We start from the raw sequence: 19368 nt of genomic DNA, 5'->3' as shown, positions 1-19368 counted from the left end.
GGGCTTTTCAGTATTTTAGCACAGGAGCAGTTTACTTTTTCAGGTCAAAACGATCAAGCTCCATCACTTTCGTCCATGCTTTTACAAAATCGCGACTGAATTTCTCTTTGGCATCTGCAGAGGCGTATACTTCAGTAACAGCCCTCAATTCACTGTTGGAACCGAAAATCAGGTCGAATCTTGTGGCAGTCCATCGTTTTTCCCCTGTTGTTCTGCCTTTGCCTTCAAACTGTTCGGCGGTGTCGTTGGTGGCAGTCCATTTGGTGTTGATGTCCAGCAGGTTAATAAAGAAGTCGTTGGTCAGCTGTTCTGGTCTTTTGGTCAGTACCCCATGCGTAGAGCCATCGTAATTGGTGTTCAGCACCCGCATGCCCCCCAGCAGCACCGTCATTTCCGAAGGAGTTAAACTCAAAAGTTGTGCTTTATCAATGAGCATCTCTTCGGTCATCATCGGGATTTTCTCTGCGCGGTAATTCCTGAACCCGTCAGCGAGTGGTCGTAACGACTCAAAAGAAGCCACATCGGTTTGTTCCTCCTTGGCGTCTCCGCGCCCAGCATGAAATGGTACAGAAAGGTCAGTGCCCGCATCTTTGGCAGCTTTTTCTATGGCAGTGTTTCCCGCAAGTACGATCAGATCAGCCATAGAGAGCTCCTTCTTATCGGATTGTTGCTGGTTGAAGTCCGCTTGTATCTGACTCAATTTGTCCAGAACTTTTTTCAGTTGTGCAGGCTGATTCACCTCCCATTGGTTTTGAGGAGCAAAGCGTATTCTTGCACCATTGGCTCCACCCCGGCGATCAGACTGTCGGAAAGAGGAGGCGGACGCCCAGGCGGTGGAAACCATTTCACCGATGCTGAGCCCACTGTTGAGCAGTTGTTCTTTCAGCAGGTCAATATCTTGCTGATCGATCTGCGGACCTGCAGGTGTAGGGATGGGATCCTGCCAGATGAAATCCTCCTGTGGCGCTTCCTGTCCCACATAACAGGTTTTTGGCCCCATATCCCTGTGGGTAAGTTTGAACCAGGCTTGGGCAAATGCTTTGGAGAGCTCGTCAGGGTGCTGATGAAATCTTCTCGATATTTTTTCATAGGCAGGATCCTGACGTAAAGCCAGATCGGCGGTGGTCATCATTGGGGCGTGTCGCTTGTTGTGATCATGGGCGTCGGGCACCAAATTTTGCGCTTCGTCCCCTTCCGCTTCCCATTGCCATGCGCCGGCAGGACTCTTAACCAGCTTCCATTCGTAATTGAACAGGGTGTCGAAGTAGCTGTTATCCCACTTTGTAGGCGTGGGGGTCCATGCGCCTTCAATGCCGCTGGTGGTAGCGTGTATGCCAACGCCAGATTCAAAGGTGCTGCGCCAGCCGAGCCCTTGCTCTTCAATCTTGGCTCCTTCAGGCTCCCGGTCAAGCAGGTCGGCATCGCCAGCGCCGTGGGCCTTCCCGAAGGTGTGGCCGCCAGCCACCAAAGCCACGGTTTCTTCATCATTCATCGCCATTCGGGCAAATGTTTCGCGGATATCCTTAGCGGATTTCAGTGGGTCAGGCTCTCCGTTGGGTCCTTCAGGATTAACATAAATAAGGCCCATTTGTACTGCCGCAAGTGGGTTGGCCAGCTCCCGATCCCCGGTGTAGCGTTCATCATCAAGCCATTCTTTTTCATACCCCCAGTTGATATCATCTTCAGGTTGCCAAATATCCTCTCGACCACCACTGAAGCCATAAGTCTTGAAGCCCATAGACTCCAGGGCGCAATTTCCCGCAAGAATCAGCAGGTCGCCCCACGAAAGCGACTGCCCATATTTTTGCTTGATGGGCCACAGCAGCATCCGTGCTTTGTCGAGGTTGCCATTATCTGGCCAGCTGTTGATCGGGGCGAAGCGTTGATTTCCCGTAGCGGCACCGCCTCGGCCATCCTGAATGCGGTAAGTTCCTGCACTGTGCCAGGCCATTCGAATAAAAAATGGGCCATAATGGCCATAATCTGCGGGCCACCAATCCTGGGAGTCGGTCATCAGGTCGAAGAGGTCCTGCTTCAGTGCCTGATAATCCAATTTCGCAAAAGCCTCCGCATAATTGAAATCCTTGTCAATGGGGCTGAAGTCTGAGGCATGCAGGCGCAGGATGTCGATATTCAGCCTGTTGGGCCACCAGTCTTTGTTGGAAGTGCCGAGGGAAGATTTCTTGGGGAGCCCATCGTGATTGAAAGGGCATTTGCCTTCATTTGATTGATCCATATTTGTATGTTTTTGAGTAAAATACCAATGGGTACGGACTGATCGCATGTAGTTCCCATTGACAGTTAATCGGAAAAAATGATGCGCTCAATTTTTTGGTGGCGCAGCGTGGTTTTTTATGCTGAACTTCAGCAAGCCAACCTTTATTTATAACTTGTTATTTGGCCGTCATGTTATTATCACCGATGGATTTAATCCCCTCAAGATGATTGATTTTATTGATCAGTCATCAATTTGGCACAGGAAGAAAAGGCATTGTGCTAATGGTGATGTAGGTAAGAGAAAGATCGCCTTTCAGGTTTGTCAGTAGCGGTGGAACTCCTAATTATTACCCGATTTGATATTGTCCACAGATCATACAGATTTCCACAGATATTTTTGTTTCGTCAAGCGGATATCGCAAATCCAAAATCACTTTCTATTCTTTCGAATGAAGGTGCCTTTTTTGCGGGTTGTAGCGCGGAGTAGCCCTTGCTTTTTAATTTAAAAAATTCCTTTACGCTCATCAATCTTTGGACAATAAAAAATCAGGGAGTTTTCGTGGCCTCCACCATCCTTAAGCATTCTCAAAATTGACCTGCTCCTGCAAGGGACTTTTATAACAGACCACCTGTTTATTCCATGGCAAAAGGCAAAGTGTTCACAGGTATTTTAGGATTTTCAGCAGAAGATGAAACGGGCTCAAGGCTATTATATCAGCATTGAATTCGAAAAAAACAAGGCAAAAAGGATTTGTAAATCAGGAGATAATGTATATAACTTACTGATTAAAAAAGCATTACGATTGCATGAGCTCAATATTGGTATGGGGCGATGCCGCCAGGGTGCCTTCCGACTTTGAATTGGTTAAAAAGTAGGGGGGGACCCGATATTTTTCGGAACATTAGTTAAGATTTTTTTAGCTCAGGGAGCACAAATAATTTTAATGATCTAATTCGATGAACAGAATTTTTAACCGACTCAATCTATTTTTTGCGATAGTCTTTTTTGGAATACTGCCTTCGGCAGGACTTTTCGGACAGTCGCTGACCATCACTGGGGTGGTCACCTCCAAAACCGATGGGGAACCCCTACCTGGGGCGATGATCCTGGAGAAAGGAACCAACAATGGGGTAGTGAGCAGTTTCGATGGCCGTTATCAGCTTGAGGTCAGCAGTAGCGAGGCTTCGCTTGAATTCTCTTTCATGGGTTTTCTTGCGGAAACCGTGAAAGTGGACTCGCAGCGGTCGATTAATGTGGGGTTGAAGGAGGATGTGCAATCGCTTGAAGAAGTGGTTGTGGTAGGTTACGGAACCGCCTGTAAAAAGCTGGCAACGGGAAATTACAATACGATCAAACCTCAAAACCTTGGGGATAAAATCAATACCAGTTTTCAGGAAGGATTGCAGGGAATGGCCGCAGGGGTGAATGTTACTGGATCGAGTGGTGCAGTAGGGGGCGCTGTTAATATCCGTGTGCGGGGAACGGGCTCGCTCAGTAGTAGTTCCAATCCGTTATATGTGATCGACGGGCTGCCGTTTACTTCCTACCCTACTGATGGTACGGGAAATTTTGGTACGGCCTACAACCCGATGACCAATATTAACCCAGATGATATTGAGAGCCTGACAGTGCTAAAAGATGCCGAAGCTACAGCCATTTATGGTTCCCGTGGGGCAAATGGGGTAATTTTGATAAAAACCAAATCAGGGAAAAAAGGCAAAGCGAGCTGGACGCTGAACTATTCCGAGGGGGTGAAGCGGCCGACACACCGCATGCAGCACCTCAATGCCACAGACTGGATTAATTATACTGAAGAAGCATGGGAGAACTCCAACGTGCCAGCCAATAAGCGGGTGTTGCCTTATACCGACCCGAATAGTTGGTACACTGAAGCGGAAGCACGAAATACCGATATCGATAAATATGACATGGTGCTGCGACAGGCACGTATGAGAACAGCTTCTTTGGCGGTTTCTGGAGGTACGGATGGTTTTGTTTACCGCCTCAATGGTAGTTATGACATGAATGAGGGAATTCTTCAGCAAAATGACAACGACCGCCTGGCGTTCAGTGCCAATGTGGGAATGAAAATCAGTGAGCGAATGAAGTTCAACCTCAATACCAAGATTTCCAACGTTAAAAACACCCAATACCCTACGAACAGCTACTTTCTGAATATCCGGGGCCACGGGAATGCTTTTACCAGTTACAGCAACCCGACGGGCTTTAATTTTATCAGGAATGGCTTGCCACAACTGCCCACACACAATCCCGACGGCACATTCTTCAAGCCGACGGCCTTGTTCAATGTAGCGACCACCCTCGACGAGGAGTATTTTTACCATAAGTCGAATAACTTTACGGCCATTAATTCCGGGCAATTGATCTTTGATATTAACTCCAATTTCAGGGCAGAAGCCAACCTCAGCCTTAACTACACCGGGTATGAGCGCGAGGTTTGGTTTTCGCCACTGATTACCACCAAAGCGCAGGTTGGCCGAACGCAGGATAATTATGGCTATGCCGATGCCATTAAGCAGGCGCGCTTCTATACCAACATGAATGCCTTTGTGGAATACAATAAAGAGCTGGGCAAGCATGAATTTGCCACTACCGTCGGGACGGAATCCTACCTTGAAAATCAGCGATTCCTGAGTAATAAAGGGGTGGGCTTTCCGCAGACCAACTCCCTGAAGAATGTCGGCAGTGCCAATGAAATTGTGGAGTGGCGCGAGCGTGCTCAGGGAGCGGTATTTTATTCTGGGTTTGCACGGTTTAAGTATGGTTACGACAACCGCTATTTGTTCGGAATGAGCGTCCGTACCGATGGATCGAGCCGTTTCGGTGCACAAAACCGATGGGGGACATTCCCTTCTGCGTCGGTGGGCTGGAACATTTCCGAAGAGGCTTTTATGGCCAACAATAAGGTGGTCAATTACCTGAAGCTGCGCTCTTCTTATGGAATTTCCGGTAATGCTGAAATTGAACAAAATGCCGCTTTCTACAGCTGGCAGTTCATCAATTATTCTTATGCCGGATCGCAAGGCCTGTCGCCATTAAGGCTGAAAGGTTCTACCGATAATATCGGCTGGGAAAAAGCCTATGCCTTTGATCTTGGAATGGATTTCGAACTGTTCGAAGGCGTGCTGAAAGGGGATATCGCCTATTACAGCCGGACCAATTCCGACCTGTTGGCGAACCTGAGTTTGCCACCAACCGCCGGTGGAGGAAACTACATTACCAATAGCGGAAAACTTAGAAATTCTGGGCTGGAATTTTCACTCAATGCGCTGGTATTGCAAAATACCGACTGGAGCTGGAATGTCGGGCTGAATGGTGCCTTCCTGAAAAATGAGGTGGTGGAGCTGAGTGTTGATCCTAACATTCTGGCGCAGGAGGGAGGCGTTGCCCTGCCGAGCATCGGTGGAAGCGTGGCTTCTTACCGCATGGTAAAATGGCTGGGGGTGGATCCTGAAACGGGCAATGAACTTTTTGAGGACCCTGCCACTGGCGCACCTTTCCAATTCGAGGACCCTGCCCGCCCTTCGAAAAAAGAAATGGAAGGACTCGTGCAGGATATCGACGGAAAAACAGGCTTGCCGACTTTCACGGGGGCCTTTAATAACAGTGTCAGCTATAAAGGACTGAGCCTGTCTTTTAACTTCTATATCAATTATGGCAATTGGCTGTTTGATGAAGAAATTATGCGCACTTCCTATATGGCCACCGGCAACCGGGTAACCAATGTGCCGCAGTTTGTTTATGATCAGCGATGGCAACAGCCCGGCGATCAGACTGATGTGCCTCGGGTTATTTACGACCACCCTTTTGCCGTAGGAACGCCGGACCTCGGAAGCCGATCCACCAGGTTTCTCTACGACGGTTCGTTTATCAGGCTGCAAAATGTGACCCTCGGCTATACTTTGCCGAAAGCACTTACCAGCCGCATAAAAATGAAGGAAATCAGGGTGTTTGCCAGTGGTTCCAACCTATGGACCATCACCAAATACCCGGGCTGGGATCCGGAGTCGGTGAACTCTAAAGCCAACTTCAGCTATATGGCAGGAAATATCGCCCCGGGGGTTATTCGTGGCAATCCGCCACAGGCGATGTCGCTCAAACTCGGGGTAAATCTTAAGTTCTAATTTTTTGACGATCATGAAAATTTTTAATATATCCATTCTTTTTTGCCTGCTGCTGACGGTCAGTAGCTGCGTGAAGTTCGATGAGTTTTACTCCTCAGAGGATTTTCCTGGGGATGAAATTGGCAGCAGCACTTATAACCTTGAACTGGTACTTTCGGAGGGTTACCGGTTCTGGTCGCAGGCCGTGGTGAAAGAACACCTTGCCGATGCCAATGTGATCTGTGATATTACCGAAGCGAACCTCGAAGGGGATTTCGTGGGGGCTTATCGTGCGAAATATGATTATTCACGCCTTGATTTCAAGAATGATAACATGTGGGAAGATGCCTACAAGTCCATTAATCAGGCCAACCATATTCTGGCCATTACAGATGCCGACAACCAAATTGATAATATCTTTGAAAGCCAGCGTGCCCGAATGCGTGGTGAGGCGGCATTTTTAAGGGCCTACAATCATTTTCTGTTGTTGCGCTATTATGCCAAGCAATATACCGCTTCGACAGCCAACACCGATGCCGGAATTATTCTGCGGACAACGCCCGCCGAGGATTTTTCCACGGGTGGCCGAAGCTCCGTTGCGGAAGGTTATGCGCTGGTCCTCGAGGATTTGGAGCTTGCAATAGCCTCTTTGCCTGAAAATTTCTCCAGCAATGACCACGGCACTTTTCCTGCCTATCAGTTTCGGGCCAATAAATTTGACGCCGTTTCGCTCAAAGCACGCGTGCTTCTGCAAATGAACGACATCGATGAGGCCCTTGAGGTAGTTTCTTCCCTGATCGGAAAGCCCAATACCGCTCCGGAATTTCCGGCATGGGCGCCGGCGGGCTTGAAAATGGCCACCGGCGACGGGGTGCTTGACCTGTTCCGCTCCGAAAGCCTGGCAGCAGGCAGTGAATTACGGACGTATGTCGCGAATTATGCGATTTCTGAGCCTTTCACCCTCATGGAAAGAATCAAACTGATGGCCAACGGTGTGCAATCGTCCATTTACCTGAAGGATTCTTTTTCGGAAATGTACCTCGATGATAAAGGGGATTTCCTGAACAGCGATACCCTGCGCCTTCGCAATTTTATTAAAGAAGTGGTGGTGGAAAATGAGGCAGGCGTAGCGACCGATACGACCTTCATTTATCAGAAATTTTCCCTGACCACCGGCATCAACACCAACTGGCCAACCATCAGGCTTGCGGAACTGTTGCTGATGCGCGCAGAGCTGTTGGCGGTCCGTGGGGGGAGCTCCGCAGCACTAAAAGACCTCAACCTTTTGCGGTCATTAAGAGGGGCGCAAACTGTTGCGGGTGCGCCAAATCCAGCAGAGGTATTGGAGTTGGTGATCCGTGAACGCATGTTGGAGCTGGTGGGTGAAGGAGAACGTTTTTTCCATTGGAAACGAATGGGCGCCTACAATGCTACCGTGTCTGATATTTACCCTGAGAGTGTATATGCACCGTTTTCAAGAACTGATCAGGCTGATATCCGCTGGGATAGCCCTCAAACGCTTTTCCGCCTGCCGGTCAATGAAATCAACCGTAATCCTGACCTTTCTGAGGCAGATCAAAACCCTTAACAACAGGGTGCCTGGCGAGTGGTGGTCAATCCAAAAGGGAACGCCCCGCCAGCCACCTTCGGCTTTTGAGCGGCCATTTTACTGCACAACCAATAACGAAATAAACCGATACTTTTTAATTTTTTTTACTATGACAAATAATACACTTAAACCAAAAGGCCTGTGCCTATGGATGTTGGCTTTCCTTTGGGTGGCCACTTTTGCAAACTTGCCACAGGCTAAAGCGCAAACGATCACAGAGATGACCCCGGCGCTATTGCCTGGGGCAACAGGTAACCTGATGGGTGCCGACCTGGACCAGTTGACCGGTCTGAAGCTGAACGATGTTGCGCTCACCATTACCGCACAATCGGCTACGGAAGTTACCTTCGAGGTGCCCGAAACTTTCACCCCTGGCGGCGGAAAGCTGATGGTGCAGTTTAACGATGGCGATTATTCAGAAATTGATGAAGGTAATAAAGGGAAGCTCTATGTGGTCGACCGTGTTTCTCCTGCGGAGGTGCTGGTTTTTTATGAGCCATTCGTCCACCCAATTTTAGGAAATACACCTAACGGTGAGCCGATTGACGGAAACTTTATCTTTGCCAATAATGGCACCCTGACAGCCACGGGAAGTGGTGCGGTACAGGTAGGTTTTACCCCTGCCGCGCAAGTGGGGGAGTATGGCGGTTTCTCTGGGCAACAATGTGTGCAGTTTAATATGCAGGGGGGCGAATCTGGCGAGTTTGTGCTTTCGGGCATTAATACTGAAGGGCTGGAAAATATCCGTCTGACTTACTCTTTAACAGGCCACAGTGGTGGCGCCCAGATTGGGGCAGCTGGCTTTACGGTTTCTTACAAAGATGGAGATGGTGATTGGGTAAATATTGGTGGGATTGCTGGAGTTGCGGCTGTTTTCAAAAAAGTGAAACAGTGGAGAAATGCAAACCCACTGCCTGCAACGGATAACCTGAGTATTAAATTTGAGTTTACTGCGCGTGCGTCAGGGCGCCCAGCTTTATTGGATGATATCAATATTACGGGTTACCCGGAAGGTTCTGCGAACATTTCGCATTTTGAGCCGGAAGCGCAGGTGGTCGGAAAGCAGGTAACTGTTTACGGTTCCCGCCTCGATAATGTCACTGGGGTGAAAATTGGTGAGGTAGATGTTACAGAATATTCAGTAGCGGAAAATAATAAGTTTATCACCCTTACGGTACCTAAAGGGGCGGAGTTAATCAATGAGGGCGTGAAGAATCAGGAAGGTCTTGGCCGTATCGAGGTTATCCGTTCACAGGGCGGAAATGTGTATGCTGCCACACCGCTGAAAGCGATGAGCGCAGATCCTGGCGTGCTTGGTTTGTCGCCAGTGGTGGCGCCTGCCTTGTCTTATATTTACATTTATGGTAGCAACCTGCACAATGCCACAGCGGTGAAATTCAATGGTGTGGAGGCTACGAATTTTATGGAGGTAAAAGAAGATACTTTGGAGGTGCTGGTACCTGAAGGCGTAACTGACGGCCCAATTTCCATCGCGACAGCCAATACGGATTCTGTAGCGGTATCAGATTTGACTTTCATGGTGGATGAGGACTTTCCATTGTTCGGCCTCGAATTGAGTGCGGAAGAAGGTAATGAACTTGAGGAAACCGAAATTGATGTTTACCTGCAAGCCAATGCGGCAGCAGAATCAGCAACTTCTGTAGACATTGAAGTGAGCGGGGAAAATATTAATGATGCGGACTATTCGCTGAGCAAATCAATGCTGACACTCGCAGGGGGTGAAACAATGTCGGAGATGGCAATGCTGAAAATTCTGAATGATGATGATGATTACGAGGAGGAAGAAACGCTGATCATGACACTGACGAACCGTGATGGTGAAGGGGCTGTTTATGGACAAGGGCGCACTGCCGAGGTTCGTATTGTTCTTAAAACACCTCTTGATGCCCTTGAAGGAATCGCGAAAGATTTGTTGATTTATCAGCAGGCAGACCAGTTGGTGATCAACAGCGAGACCACTGATTTTACCAATGCTGCTGTGGCGTTGTACAATTCAGCAGGTCGATTGGTTCGCTTCAAGCAGGTGGTGTCTTCAGCCTCAACGGTTCGCCTTTCGACAGCCAATTGCACCACAGGCGTTTATTTTGTGCGTATTGCTGACCGAAATGGGGTAAGTGCGAAAAAAGTCATTATTGTAAAATAAATTGCTGACAATCATTTAGGGCGTGTTTAAAACAAGCCAATCCTGTGGCCAATGCAGGTTCGTTAGGGGGCTATCTTTTAAACACGCACTTTGTTACTGAATTTGTGAGGGCTGCCTTGCAATTTGATAGATTCCCCCTTTTTGTGCTGTTAAATCAATAGGGTTATTTGAGACACTGTTCAATGGTAAAGGTGAGTTTCGGCTCACCTTTTACTGTTTATAGGCAAAAAAAGCGCATTTTTTATCCGATGTTTATCTGTATTTTTAGGCTATCGATAAATATTTTGTATTTTAGGTTAACTTTTTCAATAGACATAATCAATCCTATTATCAACTAAATGACGACTATATTTTTTATCTGGTCTTCGGTTCAGAGTTTAATCACCGGCCTTTTGGTGCTCTTCATCAAGAAGTCGAAACTCAACTGGACACTTGCCGCCACTTTTTTTGTTTCAGCCATTAATATTTATCATCAATATTTATTTCGGTTTACGGAAGCCAAATTCACCATGTCGCGCTTTATCGCTTTGCCCGACCTTTTTGACTTTGCCCTGCCCGCACTGATTTTCCTGTATGTCAAGTCTTACCTCGGTAAAAACAGCCCCAAAGACAAAGATTACCTGTATTTTGCCCCTGCGGCGATTTTCCTGGCATCGGCAGTCGCCTATGTCCTTTCCTTTGAGCATTTTACTTTCAATAATTATATCCGATCGACCTTTCACAGCGTCGTGTTAATTGCGCTGGTATTCTGGAAAGGCTATATTTTTACCCAACTTTCCTATTTAATCAAGGAGGTGAAGCAAGCCATTCCCGAGAAGCAACAGCAGCAGCTGGACTGGCCAAAAATTTTACACTATTTTGTAGGCGTGATCCTCTATACAGCAATTGTGCAGGCTATTTTCTTGCTGGTCATTATGGAACACTGGTCCTATGAGGTGATCAATGATATTCGTGTAATTTTCAACCTGAATTATATAATTTTTAATTCAAGTCTCATCATTGTTTCTCTATTTTTTGTGATTAAATATCCGAAAATACTGGCAGGGAAATTATCGATAAAACAGGCGAGCAACCCACTTTCTGTAGCCATGAGTTCTTCCCTGCAACGGAAAATTGACAAACTGTTCAATGTTGATAAAATTCATACCAATACGGAGCTCAATGAAGTGAAACTGGCCGAAGAGCTGGGCATTCAAAAGTATATGCTTTCCAAATATTTGAACGACCAGGTGGGGGTTACTTTTAATGAATTGCTGAATCAAAAAAGGGTCGAGGAAGCACAGCGCATCTTCAAGGAATCCATTGATGAGGAAGTGAAGAATTTTGGAGTCGCCATTGATAGCGGATTTAAAACAGAGTCGGTCTTTTATGTCAATTTCAAAAAAATTACAGGCATGACACCCAATCAGTATAAAAAGCAGCTGCGTGATGAACGAGAAGGCGTGAAAGCCTAAACGTAATTCACCGGGAGGAATGTTGATGTCATTAAGTTGGTAAGAACTCAGTGTTATATATCATATTTTCAAATACAAAGTTAATAAATTTGAAAAAACAATTCTTACTACTAATGATTCTTGGGGTATTATTCTCTTATTTTCGATAGGCTGCTTTAAACAGCTAACTTTATCAACTGAAGTCCACCACAGTTCATACTATTGGCGTTATGCACAGCCGATTTATTAATACAGGAATTTGTTGAAGCCAATTGGTGGTACTTTCAAAGTATTTTTAACTAAATGAATTATGAGTAAAGGATTATTTAATTATATTTTTGGAAATAAAGAGAACCTAAATATCTCTTTAAATCTCAATCAAATACTAAAAATTCTCATTGATGCTAATGAAATTTCAAACGCAATCAAAGGATTGGAGTGGATTGTAGACTCAAAAGAGTCCAAGAAAACATTTGAGGATCTGACCTGTTATGCAAATATCATTGATAAGCAACTATATTCTTTGAAAGATTCTATAGATGGCTATCATCCTTCATCATTTCCAATAGGTATTACTCAAAATGATTTAAGTTCACATTTAATAGCAACCGCTGTTTCCTTACAGTCGACCTGTTCAGAAATACGAGACAAAGTGATGTCCGATAAGTTTACTTTCAACAAAGGAGGGAATAAAACCAAAAACATCCTGGTACTTAAAAATAATGGTAGCTACTTAGAAACGATGGCTTACAATGGTGAGCTGAAAAAGCTCAATGAGCATCCGATGAAAGTTGAGATGGAACTTTTGAATCTTCAAGATTATCCCTTTTTTAAGGCAGCGGAGTACGATAGTTCGATGTGGGATATTTATGAGCATTGCCCTCAAATAAAGGTTCTTACTTTATTTGGCGCTGAGCTTCAGGAGGACGAAGTGACAAAGCTGAACTTTGACAAAATGGATTATTTAAAAGTTTTAGATTTGGGTGAAAACGGTCTGAGGAGTATCCCGGCGAGCCTATATAAACTTAATCAGTTAGAATACTTAAGCTTAAGAGATAATGAAGTGCCGATTGAAGAGTTAGAAAAATTACAAAGTTCTCTTAGTAGTACTCATGTAGATTTTTGATGAGAACTGAAAATGCCGAGAGCTGATAGAATTTTTGCTATTCTAAATGAGTATAACACCATTGCCTAACCCATAGTAGAACATTAAAGTATGAATGCAATCCTGAATAAAATCTTATTGTCAAAAGAAATACCTGTTAATTTGTCATATGACGAATTAAATGAGGTTATTTTAAAAATTGATCAAAAATTGTTTAGAATACACGAGCTTCAATCAGGAGAATATAAGTTTCTTTCAAACTTTTCTTTGGGGACAGCCATTGTAAAAGGAAATCCAGGAATGATTGAAGGAATTAAAATATTCGGCGAAATACAGAAAAAAACAAATTCAACTTCAATTTTAGTGGTTACTTCTAAACTGCGAATTGAATTAGTATTTATTTGTATTTTTTGGATAGGGATGATTTTGTTTCAGATTTTTGGTAATGATAAAATGTCATTATTGATAAATATGCTAATGTTTCCAGTCATACTGATTTGGTTCTGGTTTGTATATAGAATACAAGAAAAGTCTTTATTGAAGAAAGTAGAAAATAAAATCAAAAATGCATTACGACAAGGTGTGTAGAAGTCGTGTTTTTAATGGGGTGATGATATATTTTTGATAGGCTAAATGTAATTCACTAAAAGGATTCTTGATGTCATTAAGTTATGTGCAATTACGAAGTATGAAAGTCACTGATAAAGAAGATCGATTTTAGTTTTTCCTCGAGGATGGAATAAACTTTTACATTGATGTGAACTGTAATGTATCAGCATTCGGATTCTCAATGCTAATAAAGTTGAATAAGGAAGAATCTGAGAGCTATAGAAAATCAGGACATGATTTTTTTAAAGACCTAGCTCGTGATATTCAATATTATTCTCAATCCAAATATAAAGACCGGCATACCTGTGGTGAAATCGGAAAAATTGCACATGATGCATAATAGTTTTAATAAAAAAACAGAACCTAAAATTCATTAATGGGAAAGGAAATATTTAATGAGATTAAAGAAGGAATTGAGCTTCAAAACGGAACCCGTATCCATTGGGGCACTCTGCTTACCGACTTAATCCCAAAATCAGAATCTCATAATATAACAGAAGATTATCTGACTATGAGTTTTGGAGTAGTTGAAATTGCTAAAGCATTAAAAATAGAACTTACTGCTACCTACTCACCGTTTGAAAACAAGACCCTTGATTATCTCAAAGGAAGTGTCAAAGATGAAAAAGAAGCATTAGACTTGACATCTAAGCTAAAAGAATATTTAGGAAATCCTGATAGCGATGAAATAGGTGAGTGGGGTATTTGGATTCATTGGGAGAATGAAAAACATAGAATAGGAATCAGAACACGAGACCATCACGGAGGTAGTTGGTTCGAATATTATATAGAATTAAAAAGCACCTTACACGGTATATAGCAAATAAGGCGATCGGTGGTTTACGAAAGTTCAGAACTATTTACAAACACCGCCAAATCGTTGATGTGGTTTTTACAATGAATAATTTAAAAACAAAATACAACGACTTGGCTCAGTGCAAATTGGAAAGCTTATCGCTTTCTACTGCCCTTTTTGCCATATATTAAACGTTAGCATTCTTGAAGAGAGTGAGTTAAGCAAGATTTAAATGAATCAAATCGAAAAACCAATACATAGAAGTTCTATACGAAGAAAAATAGGACGAGAGTATTATATATTAAAAAGGGAAATTGAATGGATTTTTGGAGATAAAATATATTCAAAAACAAAAAGTGACTTTAAATATAAAAATATCGTCTTTTCTCATAAGTCAGTAATTTTACGAAAACTTAAGGATGTTGATATGTATTTGCAAGATAATAAACGTAAAAATTTAGAGCTTGCTATAAATCATATTAATAAAATAATAATCAAGCCAGGTGAGACATTTTCAATATGGAGGCTAGTAGGGCGTCCGACTAAAGCAAAAGGCTACCAAGATGGGCTTGTTCTTATTCAAGGAGGAATTGGGAAAGATGTTGGAGGAGGATTGTGCCAATTAGGGAATCTGTTGTTTTGGATTTTTGCTCATTCTCCATTAGTAATAAAAGAACGATATAGACACGGATTTGATGTTTTCCCTGACGTAAATAGAAAAGTTCCATTTGGTGCAGGAGCAACCTTGTCTTATAATCATATTGATTTACAAGTCAAAAATGAAACTGAGAATGTTTTTCAAATAAATCTTTGGCTTGATGATAAATATTTAAATGGGGAATTATTGAGTAAGGAAAAGATTAAAAGTAAATATCGGATAGAGGAACGAAATCATTCAATGAAACAACAATTTTGGGGAGGATATTCTCGACATAACCAGATTTTTCAAATAGAAGATAATGAAGATGGAGAAAAAGAAAAACTTTTGGTTGAAAACCATGCAATAATGATGTATAATCCTTTCATCGAGAGCAAGAAGTTATAGCGAAATGCTAACAAATTATAAACGTTATGCGGGGCGAAGTGATTAATTTAGTTGAAAGTGAAATATACAACGATAGTGATAACTTGAAAGGAAAGTGGGTTGATACATGCCACTAATCATATATAAACACGCTGGTCCCAATTGCTGATAAATACACTTTGAAATAGAAACCCCTCATCGTATTTGACATCGATGGAACATTAACTGATAGTGTAAATCAACAGCAGCAAGCCTTTTCTGAAACTTTGTTTGAAATCAGAGTTAGTGATATGTTTTCCAAAATCAGCGCAATGCCACCTTTAAATCCTTGACTAAATTGGATCGGGATTGTGCCAACTGTGCTTTTTCTTTGGCGTTTGATCCACAAAAAAATAGGCCATAGCAATTGCTATGGCCTATTTTTAAACGGTCAACTTATTTTTAGGAGGTATCAGTTGAGTAAGGGATTCATTTTTTTGCCATAATATGGGTAGGTATCGAAAAGATGTTCGCCTTTATGGAGGGTCGGATCTTTTGTTTTTTCCCGCCAGTGGAGGAGTTGTTTGGCCATTGCTTTCACCGTCTTTTTGTAGGCGGGCAGATCTGCCAGATTATTGACCTGGTCGGGATCGTCGGAAATATGGTAAAGCTCATATTTTGGACGTTTGCCCACGGCCCATTGGTAAATTTTGCGACTCGGTTCCATGTTCAGGAGCAGGTCTTTGGTGGGGCTGGCATCAATATCTCCGAAGCAGTTGCCATCCGTTAGGGGGTCGCCTGCGGGATAGCGGTCAGGGAACAGGTTTTCGATCAGCAAAAACGAGTGATTTCTGATGGCCCGCATTGGGTAGGCCAGGTTATGGTTCCGCACATAGGCGTGTCTTTCACGTTCAAGATAAATTTCCTCCCTCCGCTCAAAAGCCGTATTTTTTATCAGTGGCAAAAGGCTCTTCCCCTGGTAGCTCGCTGGAATATCAAGCCCTGCAAGTTCAAGAAAGGTTGGGGCAAGATCAATCAGGTTAATAAAGCTATGCTCTGTTTTTCCTGCTGAGTGGAGGTCGCTCCCCATCGCCATGGCCAAGGGGACTTTCGTGCCACTATCGTAGCAATTGGCTTTACTCCGCGGAAAGGGCATGCCGTTGTCGCTGGTGATGACAATCAGGGTGTTGTCGAGTAATTTCTTGCGCTGCAGCACTTCAAGGATACTGCCGATATCGTAATCAAACCGCTGGACTTCATAATAATAATCTGCCAGGTCACTTTTTACAATATCATCGTCAGGCAAAAAAGCGGGGACAGTAATATCGGAAATGTTCATGCCAGCACGTTTGCCCATACCTTCGGTATAAGGCCGATGCGGATCACGGCTCCCGTACCAGAAACAAAAGGGCTGATTTTCGGGGAGATTTTCAAAGAAAGGTTTGAAATGATCTACCCGATGCCCAGCAGGATTATGGGTATATCCCCCCTGGGTATGGTCGCCAGGAGCCCATCCTTTTTCTTGATAGGCGACGGCATAACCGGCCTGTTCAAGCAGGGCAGTGTAGGTCACGAATGATTTGTTCAGGCTGCCCCACAAATTGGCGCCTTCTTCCAGCCCGTGAACGTAGCGGCCAGTGAGGATTCCCGCTCGGGAGGGCGTGCAGGAAGGTGCCGCCACATAGGCTTCGCTGAAGAGTACTCCTGAGGAAGCTACCCGGTCGAAATTTGGGGTTTTTACAGTTAGGTCGCCATAAATTCCCGCATGTGGAAACGACCAGTCATCTGCGAGGATCAGCAGGATGTTCGGCCGTTTGTTTTGTGGCTGTGCCTGTCCAAAATGGGGGAACAGCCACAGTGCAAGGGAAGCGAGCAACAGCCGCTGCAAGCTCCCTATTTTTGTGGAATGATTCATAGGTTTAATTCTTGGCAATAGAACGGTTAGCTGGGGATACAATGGCCGTGAATCCGCCTCCTTTCTTCATGGTGATGGAAAGGGACGCTTCCTGGTTCATCGATCGGTTAGAAACGTGGCATTTTTCTGGCGACGAATCATAGTCGGTATCCTCGGCATCGGCAAAAATATCGAGGTTCATCTTTTCTATGCCCAGTTCGGCAAGGGAAAGTTCCACGGTACGCTCCTGCTGGCTGTTGATTCCTCCGATAAACCATTGGTCACCATGTTTTCGTGCCATCACAATATATTCCCCAAATTTAGCATCCAGCACTTTAACGTCCTCCCAAACCGTAGGAACTTTTTTCAAAAATTCAAAGGCAGGGTTTCCTTCATAGTTCTCAGGCAGGTCGGCCAACATTTGCCACGGGCTGAAAAGCACCACGTACAAGGCCAGCTGATGGGACAGGGTGCTGTGAACACGTCGGTTTCTGCCATCATCCTTAGGGTGCCAGGGCGTCAGGTTTGGACGGTGCTTGTCGAGTTTGATATCAAAAATTCCCGGCGTATAATCCATAGGGCCTGAAAGCATACGCGTGTAAGCGACATCTACGGCATGGCCTACCGGCAAACCTTCCGACCAGGCTTCCATCTCCATTCCGCGTACCGCTTCAGCAGTAATATAGTTCGGATAGGTCCGTTCGGTACCCGAGGGCATAACGGGCTCATGAATATTGATCATGATTTGGTGCTTTTCCGCTTCCTCGAGCACTTTTACGTGGTGTTGTGAAAGTCGCTGGCCATGTCGCCATTCTGTCATGGGGCCTGAATAGCCCGTTTTTATCGAACGGATGCCGAGGTCCTCACACTGTTGCATGGCTACGGCCATTTCCCGCTCATAGCGTTCATACATTCCAGCGGTTTCGTGGTGCATCATCAGTTCCACCCCACGATCCTGGGCATATTTCGCCACCGCCTTCAGGTCATAATCACTTGCTTGCTGAACAAAACTGTAGGCTTCAGCAAAGCCGTCTTTGCCATAGTGGTCCCAGCCCGTGTTCCAGCCTTCCACCAAAACGCCTTCAATGCCATTGTCAGCGGCAAAATCGATCAGTGCTTTGGTGCGCTCAGTAGTGGCGGCATGTCGGTCGCCCTCATACCAGGTCAGGTAGCCAATATGCATCTCCCACCAGATCCCCAAGTAGCGCATGGGCTTAATCCAGTCGGTATTTTTTATTCTTGAAGGCTCATTCAGGTTCAGTACCAGATGGGAGTCGAACAATTGCTGTTCATCTTCGGCAATCAAGATCACCCGCCAGGGAGAAGAGAAAGGCAGCTGGTCCACTTTCACTTCACTGCCGTCCGCCCATGGCACAAGGTAGCCCTCGAGCAGTTCGTCGCCTGTTTTGCGGAGTTTCATGTCTGGGTAATTCAGGATACCCGCCTGCAGGATCGATACCAGTGGCCCATTTTGTGATTTCATGGTCACGGGAATATGGGCAGAATCCATCTCGTTGATCGAGGTATGGTGGTATGTTTTCTGATATTGTTTATTATGTGCCTGCGTCCATAGCGTGGGCATATTTTCGGCAAAGTGAAAAGTCGCTTTCTCCGTGAGGTTGAAAGGCGTTTTTTCCTGCCATTGCTGAATGGTGTATTGGTAGGCAGCGCCGTCGTTGTAGACTTTAAAGGTAACGGCAACCTCGGACTGGTTGCTTAGCGTGTAGGTCAGTTTTACGGCATTGAAATGGTCCGTAACCAACGATTTACGACCCAATACGGGTTTCCATTCTTGGTTTTTGCTGAAATTTTCAACCTTCTTAAGCTTCCATTGCAAGTGTTGAGCCTCATTGATGTCGAAGGCCGAAGAATCCATCAGCAGGCTATTCTTCTTGTAAATTTTGTAAAATGGCTTCCCCTCTTTGTTAAGGTTGACCGATAGCTGTATGCTATTGTCTGGCGAGGCAAGATCCACGGCGGCATCATTTGGCGCATGAACAATACTGCAACCGCCAATGCTTAAGATTGCAAAAATAAGCAACAGGTATTTGCTGGTGTATTTCATAGTTGAAAAAAGTGAATTGATAAAGTTTTTGAGTCAGCATGGATGGCCTTCAACTATAGGAGTGCTTTGCAGGCAGTTGAACAGTTCTTCATACTGATAGAAGCCACTTTAGCTTGGTGCGCTTCATTTACAATAGCGATGTTAAGAAAATAAGCCACGAAAGCACGACGGATGGTGGCATTTCGACTTCTTATAGGTTAATCAGAAGGTTTAGGGGTTTGGTTTTTTAGTTAAGTGTCTGAAATTTAGTGGTTTTGTGGGTTGGGCGGAAAAGGAGCATGACGGTACTTTTGTTGGTTACTGAGCAAGTTTCCCCCTCTTTGAATTGTTCATATTTTCTTTGATTCG

The 19368-nt window shown here is 44.6% G+C and carries 12 protein-coding genes; 9 read left to right on the top strand and 3 right to left on the bottom strand.

Features of this window, described 5'->3' with window-relative positions; all coding sequences use genetic code 11:
* Window positions 1-31 precede the first annotated feature (31 nt).
* Entirely contained in the window at window positions 32-2236 is a 2205-nt protein-coding gene (gene katG, locus AABK40_RS14640) for a catalase/peroxidase HPI (RefSeq protein WP_338398434.1), read from the bottom strand.
* Between the two features lie 938 nt (window positions 2237-3174).
* On the opposite strand from katG, the gene AABK40_RS14635 reads away from it, so the two are divergent.
* The 9 genes from AABK40_RS14635 to AABK40_RS14595 all read left to right on the top strand — a co-directional run bounded on the left by AABK40_RS14635 (window position 3175) and on the right by AABK40_RS14595 (window position 15103).
* Complete coding sequence (locus AABK40_RS14635; protein ID WP_338398433.1) at window positions 3175-6363, top strand: SusC/RagA family TonB-linked outer membrane protein; 3189 nt, start codon at window positions 3175-3177, stop codon at window positions 6361-6363.
* 13 nt (window positions 6364-6376) lie between these two features.
* Window positions 6377-7930: a RagB/SusD family nutrient uptake outer membrane protein gene (locus AABK40_RS14630; protein WP_338398432.1), complete on the top strand. Its 1554-nt coding sequence runs from the start codon at window positions 6377-6379 to the stop codon at window positions 7928-7930.
* Between the two features lie 130 nt (window positions 7931-8060).
* Window positions 8061-10115 (top strand): T9SS type A sorting domain-containing protein, encoded by a 2055-nt coding sequence (locus AABK40_RS14625; protein ID WP_338398431.1) that lies wholly within the window; start codon window positions 8061-8063, stop codon window positions 10113-10115.
* 338 nt (window positions 10116-10453) lie between these two features.
* Window positions 10454-11569, top strand: a complete 1116-nt coding sequence (locus AABK40_RS14620; RefSeq protein ID WP_332921222.1) for a helix-turn-helix domain-containing protein — start codon at window positions 10454-10456, stop codon at window positions 11567-11569.
* 289 nt (window positions 11570-11858) lie between these two features.
* The gene (locus AABK40_RS14615; RefSeq protein ID WP_338398430.1) at window positions 11859-12674 is read left to right on the top strand and encodes a hypothetical protein; all 816 of its coding nucleotides are present in this window, start codon (window positions 11859-11861) and stop codon (window positions 12672-12674) included.
* Between the two features lie 90 nt (window positions 12675-12764).
* Window positions 12765-13241, top strand: coding sequence for a hypothetical protein (locus AABK40_RS14610; protein ID WP_338398429.1), 477 nt, complete (start codon window positions 12765-12767; stop codon window positions 13239-13241).
* 214 nt (window positions 13242-13455) lie between these two features.
* Window positions 13456-13602, top strand: a complete 147-nt coding sequence (locus AABK40_RS14605) for a hypothetical protein (protein ID WP_338398428.1) — start codon at window positions 13456-13458, stop codon at window positions 13600-13602.
* Between the two features lie 36 nt (window positions 13603-13638).
* On the top strand, window positions 13639-14082 hold the full coding sequence (locus tag AABK40_RS14600) for a hypothetical protein (RefSeq protein ID WP_338398427.1): 444 nt from the start codon (window positions 13639-13641) through the stop codon (window positions 14080-14082).
* A gap of 208 nt (window positions 14083-14290) precedes the next feature.
* A complete protein-coding gene (locus AABK40_RS14595) occupies window positions 14291-15103 on the top strand; it encodes a VanW family protein (protein WP_338398426.1) in 813 nt (270 codons plus the stop codon).
* A 430-nt stretch (window positions 15104-15533) separates the two neighbouring features.
* Here AABK40_RS14595 and AABK40_RS14590 read toward each other — a convergent pair whose 3' ends face one another.
* Window positions 15534-16976, bottom strand: a complete 1443-nt coding sequence (locus tag AABK40_RS14590) for a sulfatase family protein (protein WP_338398425.1) — start codon at window positions 16974-16976, stop codon at window positions 15534-15536.
* Between the two features lie 4 nt (window positions 16977-16980).
* Window positions 16981-19020, bottom strand: a complete 2040-nt coding sequence (locus AABK40_RS14585; protein ID WP_338398424.1) for a glycoside hydrolase family 97 protein — start codon at window positions 19018-19020, stop codon at window positions 16981-16983.
* Window positions 19021-19368: the final 348 nt, after the last annotated feature.

Origin of the sequence: Persicobacter psychrovividus (genome assembly GCF_036492425.1) — a bacterium.
Lineage (GTDB): Bacteria > Bacteroidota > Bacteroidia > Cytophagales > Cyclobacteriaceae > Persicobacter > Persicobacter psychrovividus.
Note: the sequence above shows the minus strand (reverse complement) of the source record. Positions and strands in the feature narration are given on the sequence as shown.

What these genes read in the sequence shown, in the direction of transcription:
- katG (WP_338398434.1), bottom strand. Translation starts at nt 2,236, where the DNA reads ATGGATCAATCAAATGAAGGCAAATGCCCTTTCAATCACGATGGGCTC.
- AABK40_RS14635 (WP_338398433.1), top strand. Translation starts at nt 3,175, where the DNA reads ATGAACAGAATTTTTAACCGACTCAATCTATTTTTTGCGATAGTCTTT.
- AABK40_RS14630 (WP_338398432.1), top strand. Translation starts at nt 6,377, where the DNA reads ATGAAAATTTTTAATATATCCATTCTTTTTTGCCTGCTGCTGACGGTC.
- AABK40_RS14625 (WP_338398431.1), top strand. Translation starts at nt 8,061, where the DNA reads ATGACAAATAATACACTTAAACCAAAAGGCCTGTGCCTATGGATGTTG.
- AABK40_RS14620 (WP_332921222.1), top strand. Translation starts at nt 10,454, where the DNA reads ATGACGACTATATTTTTTATCTGGTCTTCGGTTCAGAGTTTAATCACC.
- AABK40_RS14615 (WP_338398430.1), top strand. Translation starts at nt 11,859, where the DNA reads ATGAGTAAAGGATTATTTAATTATATTTTTGGAAATAAAGAGAACCTA.
- AABK40_RS14610 (WP_338398429.1), top strand. Translation starts at nt 12,765, where the DNA reads ATGAATGCAATCCTGAATAAAATCTTATTGTCAAAAGAAATACCTGTT.
- AABK40_RS14600 (WP_338398427.1), top strand. Translation starts at nt 13,639, where the DNA reads ATGGGAAAGGAAATATTTAATGAGATTAAAGAAGGAATTGAGCTTCAA.
- AABK40_RS14595 (WP_338398426.1), top strand. Translation starts at nt 14,291, where the DNA reads ATGAATCAAATCGAAAAACCAATACATAGAAGTTCTATACGAAGAAAA.
- AABK40_RS14590 (WP_338398425.1), bottom strand. Translation starts at nt 16,976, where the DNA reads ATGAATCATTCCACAAAAATAGGGAGCTTGCAGCGGCTGTTGCTCGCT.
- AABK40_RS14585 (WP_338398424.1), bottom strand. Translation starts at nt 19,020, where the DNA reads ATGAAATACACCAGCAAATACCTGTTGCTTATTTTTGCAATCTTAAGC.